The following is an 8,011-nucleotide window of genomic DNA, read 5'->3' as shown; positions in this document are numbered from 1 at the left end:
CAGAAGGCAAAGATCAGTGGTGGCAGGGGCTCGATCCTCAGCGACTCTATGGCGTAAAACACCCGGCCAGTGCATTGCCCGACACATCGTATGTGAAGAATTTCTACGATCGGACGCGCGATCTCATCGACCAGCACAATCCCGATCTGCTTTACTTTGACGATTCGCTTCTACCGCTAGGCTGGGCCGGGATGAACATTGGCGCCTACTTCTACAACAACAGCCTCAGACAAAACGGCGGCAAGCTGGAAGCCGTTCTGAACGTCAAAGATGTTCCCGACCGGCTGGTCAAAGCTGTTGTCGCAGACTATGAGAGTGGGCTTACCGCCGAGATCATGAGGCATCCTTGGCAATCGGAGACTTGCCTCGGTACCTGGCACTATCTCCGCTCGCTGTACGAGAAACCGGGACAGTACGGCGGGTACCTACCTCCGCGCGACGTGATCCACTGGCTGATTGACACCGTGAGCAAGAACGGCACGTTCATTCTCAATGTCCCCGGCAGACCTGACGGAACCATTGACAGCAAGGAAATCGCGGTGCTCGACGGCATCACAGCGTGGATGCAGACCAATAGTGAGGCGATCTACGAAACTAGGCCATGGAAGGTTTACGGTGAAGGACCCAATAGCGTGAAGGCGGGTTCCTTCCAGGGCGGAAGCGTGAAGAAACTGGGAGAGAAAGATATCCGGTTCACGCGCAATAAAGCAAATACTGTGGTCTACGCACTGGTGCTAGGGTGGACCACGGGATCGTTCACAGTTCAGTCTCTGGGACTTTCAGCGCAAACAAAACCGGGAAGAATTGGCAAGCTCGAACTTTTGGGAACCGACCAGAAGGTTAATTGGAAACAGCAGACTGACGCCCTGATGGTGGAGCTTCCGAAACTATATAAACCGGCAGTGGATTACGCGGTGGTGCTCAAGGTGACACTCGCGTGAACAGGTATATCGATTTCTGGCGTTTAGCCCCTGTCAAGAACCAATCGACACAGGCGACTTGGTCAGAAGCGGTGCTACGATCACATCGGCTCTCGTAATCTCAACTTGTTCTCCAAGGAAGTAGAACTTCATGCGGCATTCTTTGTTGCGGCAATTTTTGATTTTCGCCCTCGGTGCTCTCGCAGTATCATCCATCCCGCGTGTTTCCGCGCAACAGGATCAGAGTTCAGCGCGCGAGATCGTCGTGAACGCGAAAGATGCACGCGGTCCGGTCGATCGCTTCTTTGATCTTTCGGTTGGCTCCGATTATCCCGGAACGTTGATTCGGGATGACAGCCAAGCGCAGCTCAAGCTCGTAACCGACGAGCTTGGTTTTCGCTATATACGCTTCCACGCCATCTTCCACGATGTCCTCGGAACCGTGCGCATTGAAAACGGCAAGACCGTGTATGACTGGACGAAGATCGACCAGCTCTACGATGATCTGCTGGCGCGAAATATCAAGCCGTTTGTCGAGCTCGGCTTTACGCCGAAAACGCTTGCGACTTCTCAAAACAGCATCTTCTATTGGCACGGGAACACATCGCATCCAAAGCCGGATGGCTGGCGCAACCTGGTTGATGCCTTTGTCCGGCACATTGAAGAGCGCTACGGAAAGGACGAAGTTCGCACCTGGTACTTCGAAGTGTGGAACGAGCCAAACCTTTCAGGCTTCTGGGAGGGCGGCGACCAGAAGGCATATTTCGAACTCTACGATTTGACCGCGAAGACGATTAAAAACGTCGACCCCAAGTTGCGCGTCGGCGGACCCAGCACGGCCGGAGCGGCATGGGTGCCCGAATTCCTGGCACACGCGAAGCAGAGCGGCGCTCCGGTGGATTTTGTGACTACTCATACTTACGGCGTGCAAGGCGGATTTCTGGATGAGAACGGAAAAAGCGATACCAAGCTCGATCCTTCGCCCGACGCAATTATCGGAGACGTGCGGCATATCCGCGAGCAGATATCTGCATCAGCTTTCCCTGCTCTGCCGCTCTATTTCACTGAGTGGAGCACCAGCTACACGCCGCGCGATTCCGTGCACGACTCTTACATCAGCGCACCCTACATTCTCGCCAAGCTCAAAGCCAGCCACGGATTGCTGCAGGGAATGAGCTACTGGACCTACACCGACCTGTTTGAGGAGCCGGGGCCGCCGACCGCACCCTTTCAAGGGGGATTCGGATTGCTGAACCCTCAGGGAATTCGCAAGCCGGCGTACTTCGCGTACAAGTATCTGCATGCGCTCCAGGGAGACAACCTTGCAACCAACGACCCGCAGGCAATGTTGTCCACAAAGGATGGAAACGTAACGGCTGTAATCTGGGACTTCGAACAGCCCGACCAGAAGGTCAGCAATCGCTCGTTCTATACGAAGGTGATTCCATCGCATGCCGTCGCGCCTGTGAGTCTGCATCTGACGCACCTAGCCGCTAATGCCTCATATCACCTTGAACTGCATCGCACGGGGTTTCATGCGAATGATGCCTACACCACCTACATCGAACTCGGTTCTCCCAAAGAGCTGACTGAAGCGCAGATCGCGCATCTGAACGAACTCACGCAGGATCTTCCGGAGACGGATAAAGTCGTGCGGGGCGATACTGGCGGCAATGTTGAATTCACATTTCCGATGAACAGTAACGACATCGTTCTTGTGAAGCTGGTGCGCAGCGAGAAAGGCAAATGATTGATGTGCTGCATGTCAATTCCCGCTAAATGTCCGGGTGACAAAAGGACCCGCAAGGCAAGCTACTTCGACGGGCGAGTCCAGTTTCTCGCTTTTCTATTTCTTGCTGTCGTTGGCCTGTGGCTTTCAAGCCTCGCGGCAAGCGCACAGAACACCTCAGCTCATCCGACCTGGCCGGGTCCGGGGCAGCTTTTCGTGGGCACGTGTTATCAACCCATTGACCGCTCTCCGGCTCAAATCGACAAGGACATCGCCATCATGAAGGACGCCGGGTTCAACGTCGTGCGGATGGGCGATCTGTCGTGGGATTCCTTCGAGCCATCGCAGGGTAAGTTCACCTTTGAATGGTTCGACAGCATCATGGACAAGATGCATGCGGCCGGAATTCGCGTAATTCTGGACATTCCCGGTCTGCCCGCGCCGATCTGGCTGCATCGCGCGTACCTGGGCGTTGATATCGTTGCGCAAGACGGCACACGCCTTCCTCCAGCCGAGCGTTACATGGACAACATCAGCGACCCCAACTACATTCGCGAGGCGGGGATCATGGCTGACGCGTTGATGAAGCGTTATGCGCATCATCCCGCGGTGATCGCCGTCGGCTATGACAACGAAATCGGAAACGGCTTCATGTCGTATTCGGAGGCTGACCGGCAACGCTTCATCACATGGCTCAAGCAGAAGTACGTAACCATCGACGCACTGAACAAGGCGTGGGCAACGCAGAGATGGTCGCGCCGGCTGAACAAATTTGAAGATGTCGATCTCCCGCTCGCAAACGGCCCCGGACCATCGGAGCGATACCTTGACCTGCATCGCTATTGGTCGGATGTAACCGTGGCTCGCCTGAAAGAACTGGACGCGATTCGTCAGAGAGACATGCCAGAGATTCCATCAATTTCGAATCTCTGGGACACGGCAGCGCGACGCGGCTTTGACTACCTTTCCACCTACAAGGCTTATGTCTCATACGGAGCTGAAGGCTTCTATCCCGGTGATCCCATCAGCGGTTCATTCGGCGCGTTGATGACGAAAGGAGCATTGCCGACTCCGATATGGTTCAACGAGTTCACTGCAGGCGGCGGCGGATTCTACGGAACACCGGGCCGCAGCCGCATGTACGCCTACCTCGGGCTCATGATGGGAGCTCAAGGAATCCTTGCCTGGACGTTTAACAGTCATCAGGGAGGCGAGGAACAAGCGCTCTTCGGGCTGGTAGACCATGACGGAACTCCTTCATGGAAAGTGGGTGAGTTCGCCCGTATTGCCACGGAATTCAAACAGCTCGCCAAATATGGATTCCCTCGCTACACGCATCCCGAAATCGCTATAGCCTATTCATTCGATTCCTTTATTGACTCTCATCCCAACGGCCCTTCCAATACAACGCTTCAATACTTCAAGCCCCCCTATACCGAGCAGGTACAAGGCGCCTTTGAACCGTTCTTTCGCGCCAATCTCGACACCACCATCATCAACATCGGACACGAGAATCTTTCAGCTTACAAACTGGTCGTCGTTCCAGCTGACTACCTGATGGACGCAGCGAGCGCATCGGCGCTCCGGGAATACGTGAGCAACGGCGGTACAGTGCTGATGACAGCACTCTCGGCCAAGGTCGATGAGCATGGACAATGGTTTGACACTCCGCTGCCGGGCCGATTGAGCGACGTGTTCGGACTGAAGACCAATGCATTTTATGATTCGACTGTCTTGAGGTTCGATCTGGATGGCAAGTCAATCTCTGTCAACTCACGCCGATACGAGGTGCTCGAGCCGTCAACGGCCACGGTGCTCACCCGCTTCACAGATACCGCAGATCACAGCCCGGCAATCACGATCAATAGATTTGGTAAAGGCAATGCCCTATATCTCGCGACCGAGTCCAACCCTTCCACTATCGGTGCCATCCTCGAACGCGTCCTCCGACTTGCAGGCATTCAAGCTGGCCCTTCCACTCCTGAAGGTGTTTACGCCAGATCAGTAGATGGTCGCACTCTGTATGTAAACACGACCGAAGAAAAGAAGACCGTGGCCATCGGGAGGAGCAAACGCAGCATCCAGACTGATCGGATCTACGAAGGCACAATAGTTTTGGGTCCCCTCGAATCGGATCTCGTGCAATGAAGAGTGGATAGCTATGCTTGACTGCAGCGCAAATCTCAATCCAGAAAATCTAAAATCTAAGCGCGATCCATTCGGTTCTGAATGAGCGTATTATCGCCGAGGCAGTCATCGACATTTCGCCGCCCCCAATGTCGTCGAAGTATAGCCGTCGATATTATGGCTGCCGTGGTAAATATTGAAGCGGCCTTCGCGCAGAAAACCTACGAGCGTAATTGCGAGCAACGTCAAATCACGGCAACCCAGCTATGGGCGCTGCCTCCAGACCAGAAGCCGGCAACGACCATCAATCTGCCGCGTCGGCGCGTGCAATGGATACATCCAATCCCCAAGGCAATGGCGCGAGGACCAGCGAGCCGCGCGACGTCCTACAGAAGAAGCAGGCAGATGAATCGCATTCGCGCACGGTTGTCCACCCCAATGATCTGCCTCCTATTCAGCGTCCCGAGCCAGTCAACTCTGGTAATGCCAAGGCAGACAAGAAATACCAGTCCGTTTGCGGCCGGGGATACTTGCCCGGCCGATTCTCTTGTGCCTGGAGCGTACTTCGTTTCGGAAGCGGTCCCAAGTGAGTGCTGGCGAGAACTCAACTAGCAGGGGCTCCACGCAACGTGACCCAGTAATAGCGGCGCCAGCAGAACATGCACCGAACCGGCTGCATCCCCATCACCTGTAGCAGGCCATCGAATGGGCGCAGCTCGGCTGGTTTGAATTGGATGGAGTTACATCGTGGACATTTACACCTTATCCAAAGAAGTTCCGGCATCCAAGTGGGCCGGCGCCAGCCTGTGTGACTCACTCTGCTTTCCTCTTCCGCACATTCCATCGCACTAATGATTCGCTATCTGAGTCGACTTCGAATTCGCGTCCAGCCAGGTGAGAAGATACTGGATGCTGCCCGTGGCCAGAGCGACGCTGGAGTCAGCGACGCCGTAGTACAGGTTTATAGTGTCTCCATCCGCGCCGATGGTTTGTCCGCACGGAAACACAACATCGTTCACATCTCCGCCGCGTTCGTAAGGTGCTTCTGGACCAAACACCCAGGAGTCGCCTCGCTGCAAGCATTTATCCGGACATTCGAGATCGAAGAGTGCAAGTCCCAGGCGATAGATATTCCCCGACGCTGTCTGGCGCACTCCGTGATAGATTGCAAGCCATCCTTTTGCAGTTTCGATCGGAGGCGAACAGAGGCCAATCTTGTTCGCATCCCACCATCCGCCACGCCGCGCCTCAAGAATGATCTTGTGGCTGCCCCAATGCCGCAAATCCGGCGAGTAAGAAATCCACATGTGCGCACCGAGCGATGTCACCGGCCGATGAATGAGAGCCCAGCGCCCTCCAATCCTTCGAGGAAGCAAGGCAGCATCCTTATCTTCAGGAGACATGATTACGCCGAATCGCTCAAAGCTTCTGAAATCTTTGGTTAGTGCCAGTGAGACTCCTGGGCCGCCGCGCGCAAAAGAGGTGTAGGCCACCGCGTATTGCTCAAGTTCCGGTACGTATGTAATGCGGGGATCTTCAATTCCCCAAATTTCCTCAGGGTACTCTGCCGGATTTCCGATCAGCGTTGGTTGGGGATCGATTCGCCATCCATCAACTCCGTTTGCGGATCGGGCCGCGCAAAGATGCGAAAGGCCGCTTCTGTCTTCGACTCGGCAAAGTAGCAGAGTATCTCCGTCAGGCAGGAGTACGGCCCCCGCGTTAAAGACGCTGTTAATCGGGTATGGCCAGTCTTGCCGGCTCAGAATCGGATTGCCGGGATGACGGGTGAAGATGGGGATCTCAGTACATCCCTTTGCTCCAGGTACTTCCTGAGCCGCTGGATCCTGCGATGAAGCCGGGGTGGTTACCAAATTCAAGAGGCGACACTCATTCCATGCTGCTGTTCGTTTTCACTGGCTACCGTAGCTGCCTGCATATCAAGCAGGGCCATGAGGAACGAGAGCGTTGATTCCGCTCCCTGGTTTTCATTTACGCGGTCAGGGTGAAGCCCGTCTCTACACCCACCGGTGATCGGGTCATAGAGCGGCACCTGAAGGTCGTTCTTACCAAGAAACCACCGGAATACACGATGGGCTTCTTCGAGCCACTGGCTCTCCTCGGTCAGCCGGTATACCTCCAGGCAGGCAGAGACTGTTGCGCAAGCTTCGACTGGTTGCTGATCGAAACGTGCTTTCTCATTTCCCTCGACAAAGAAGCCGCTTGAGCCAATGGGCACGAATATCTCCCGATCGCCACGATGTTGCTCGGCAACTAACCACTTCAGAGAATCCATTCCAGCTTCGATCATCCTCTGGTTATTGCTTCGCCATCCTGCGAGGATGAGCGCGTGTGACAACCTTGCATTCGAGTACGAAAGGCTCTTCTCAAACCATTGCCAGGTCCTGGAATGGCTGCGTTCGTAGATGTCCAATAGTCTGTTGGCGAGTGCATTACGAGAGCCTTGAATCGCTCGATCCCCTGGGAACCAGTCCAGATATGCCTGCATGCCGAGCACGCTGAATGCCCAGGCACGAGGACTGCTAAACGTAAGAGCCGCGGGTGCGGCGGCCTCAAATAATCTGCCTGAAGCACCGCGCAGTCCGGCATTCCGCGAGTGGCCTAGAACCGATCCCAAAGCCCACAACGCGCGACCATGGCTATCTTCTGAGCCGACATCCTCCAGCCACTTGCGGTCGTAGCCAAGAAAATTTCGGAACCTCCCGGTATCGGGATGAAATGCAAGCCACAGAAACGCGAGATATCGGCGAGAAAGGTCGGTGTGCTCCTGTTTATCTTCATAGCCATGGCACTCGTCCAGCCGCGTTGACACCACGAGCGCGCGTGCGTTGTCGTCAGTCGTATATCCCTCGCGCGTGTTGGGCACAGAGAAGATTGCATGCTGCAACATGCCGGTTTCATCCGTCATAGTCAAGAGGTGTCCCGTATTCAGCACGGGAAGACAATCCGCCGGGTCCGACAAGTGATCATCCGGTTGGGCAGGTCTCGGCTGTAACGTGCGCTCAAACCGGGCACGTTGAAAGCTAGCCATGTATGCTCGTGCCGTCTTCTGCCAGGTTGTGCTGCGGGAATGCAAATAGGCGCGCTTCCGCATCGCATGACGTTCGGCATCGTTTTCCAGCAACGCGATCACTGCTTGGGCAATGGCGCCTGGGTTCTCGAACGGAACGATTACTCCCCGCTTTTCCGCCAGCAACTCCTTTGCGTGCCAGTAGGG

Annotated in this window: 4 protein-coding genes and 1 pseudogene; 3 read left to right on the top strand and 2 right to left on the bottom strand. The window is 55.3% G+C overall.

Features of this window, described 5'->3' with window-relative positions; all coding sequences use genetic code 11:
* From WA354_RS15895 to WA354_RS15885, 3 genes are all read left to right on the top strand, one after another.
* A partial coding sequence (locus tag WA354_RS15895) for an alpha-L-fucosidase (RefSeq protein ID WP_472814000.1) occupies window positions 1–941 on the top strand: 941 nt, incomplete at its 5' end.
* A gap of 130 nt (window positions 942–1,071) precedes the next feature.
* Window positions 1,072–2,670 carry a GH39 family glycosyl hydrolase gene (locus tag WA354_RS15890; protein ID WP_472813999.1) on the top strand — a complete coding sequence of 533 codons (1,599 nt, stop codon included), beginning with the start codon at window positions 1,072–1,074 and terminating at the stop codon, window positions 2,668–2,670.
* 12 nt (window positions 2,671–2,682) lie between these two features.
* Window positions 2,683–4,797, top strand: a complete 2,115-nt coding sequence (locus WA354_RS15885; RefSeq protein ID WP_472813998.1) for a beta-galactosidase — start codon at window positions 2,683–2,685, stop codon at window positions 4,795–4,797.
* Between the two features lie 827 nt (window positions 4,798–5,624).
* Here WA354_RS15885 and WA354_RS15880 read toward each other — a convergent pair.
* Both WA354_RS15880 and WA354_RS15875 read right to left on the bottom strand, forming a co-directional pair.
* Window positions 5,625–6,653: a glycoside hydrolase family 130 protein gene (locus WA354_RS15880; RefSeq protein ID WP_472813997.1), complete on the bottom strand. Its 1,029-nt coding sequence runs from the start codon at window positions 6,651–6,653 to the stop codon at window positions 5,625–5,627.
* Window positions 6,650–8,011: pseudogene (locus WA354_RS15875) on the bottom strand (glycosyl transferase family 1); the annotation flags it as partial. The gene WA354_RS15880 and the pseudogene WA354_RS15875, both read right to left, overlap by 4 nt.

Source organism: Occallatibacter sp. (assembly GCF_049802275.1).
Lineage (GTDB): Bacteria > Acidobacteriota > Terriglobia > Terriglobales > Acidobacteriaceae > Telmatobacter.
Note: the sequence above shows the minus strand (reverse complement) of the source record. Positions and strands in the feature narration are given on the sequence as shown.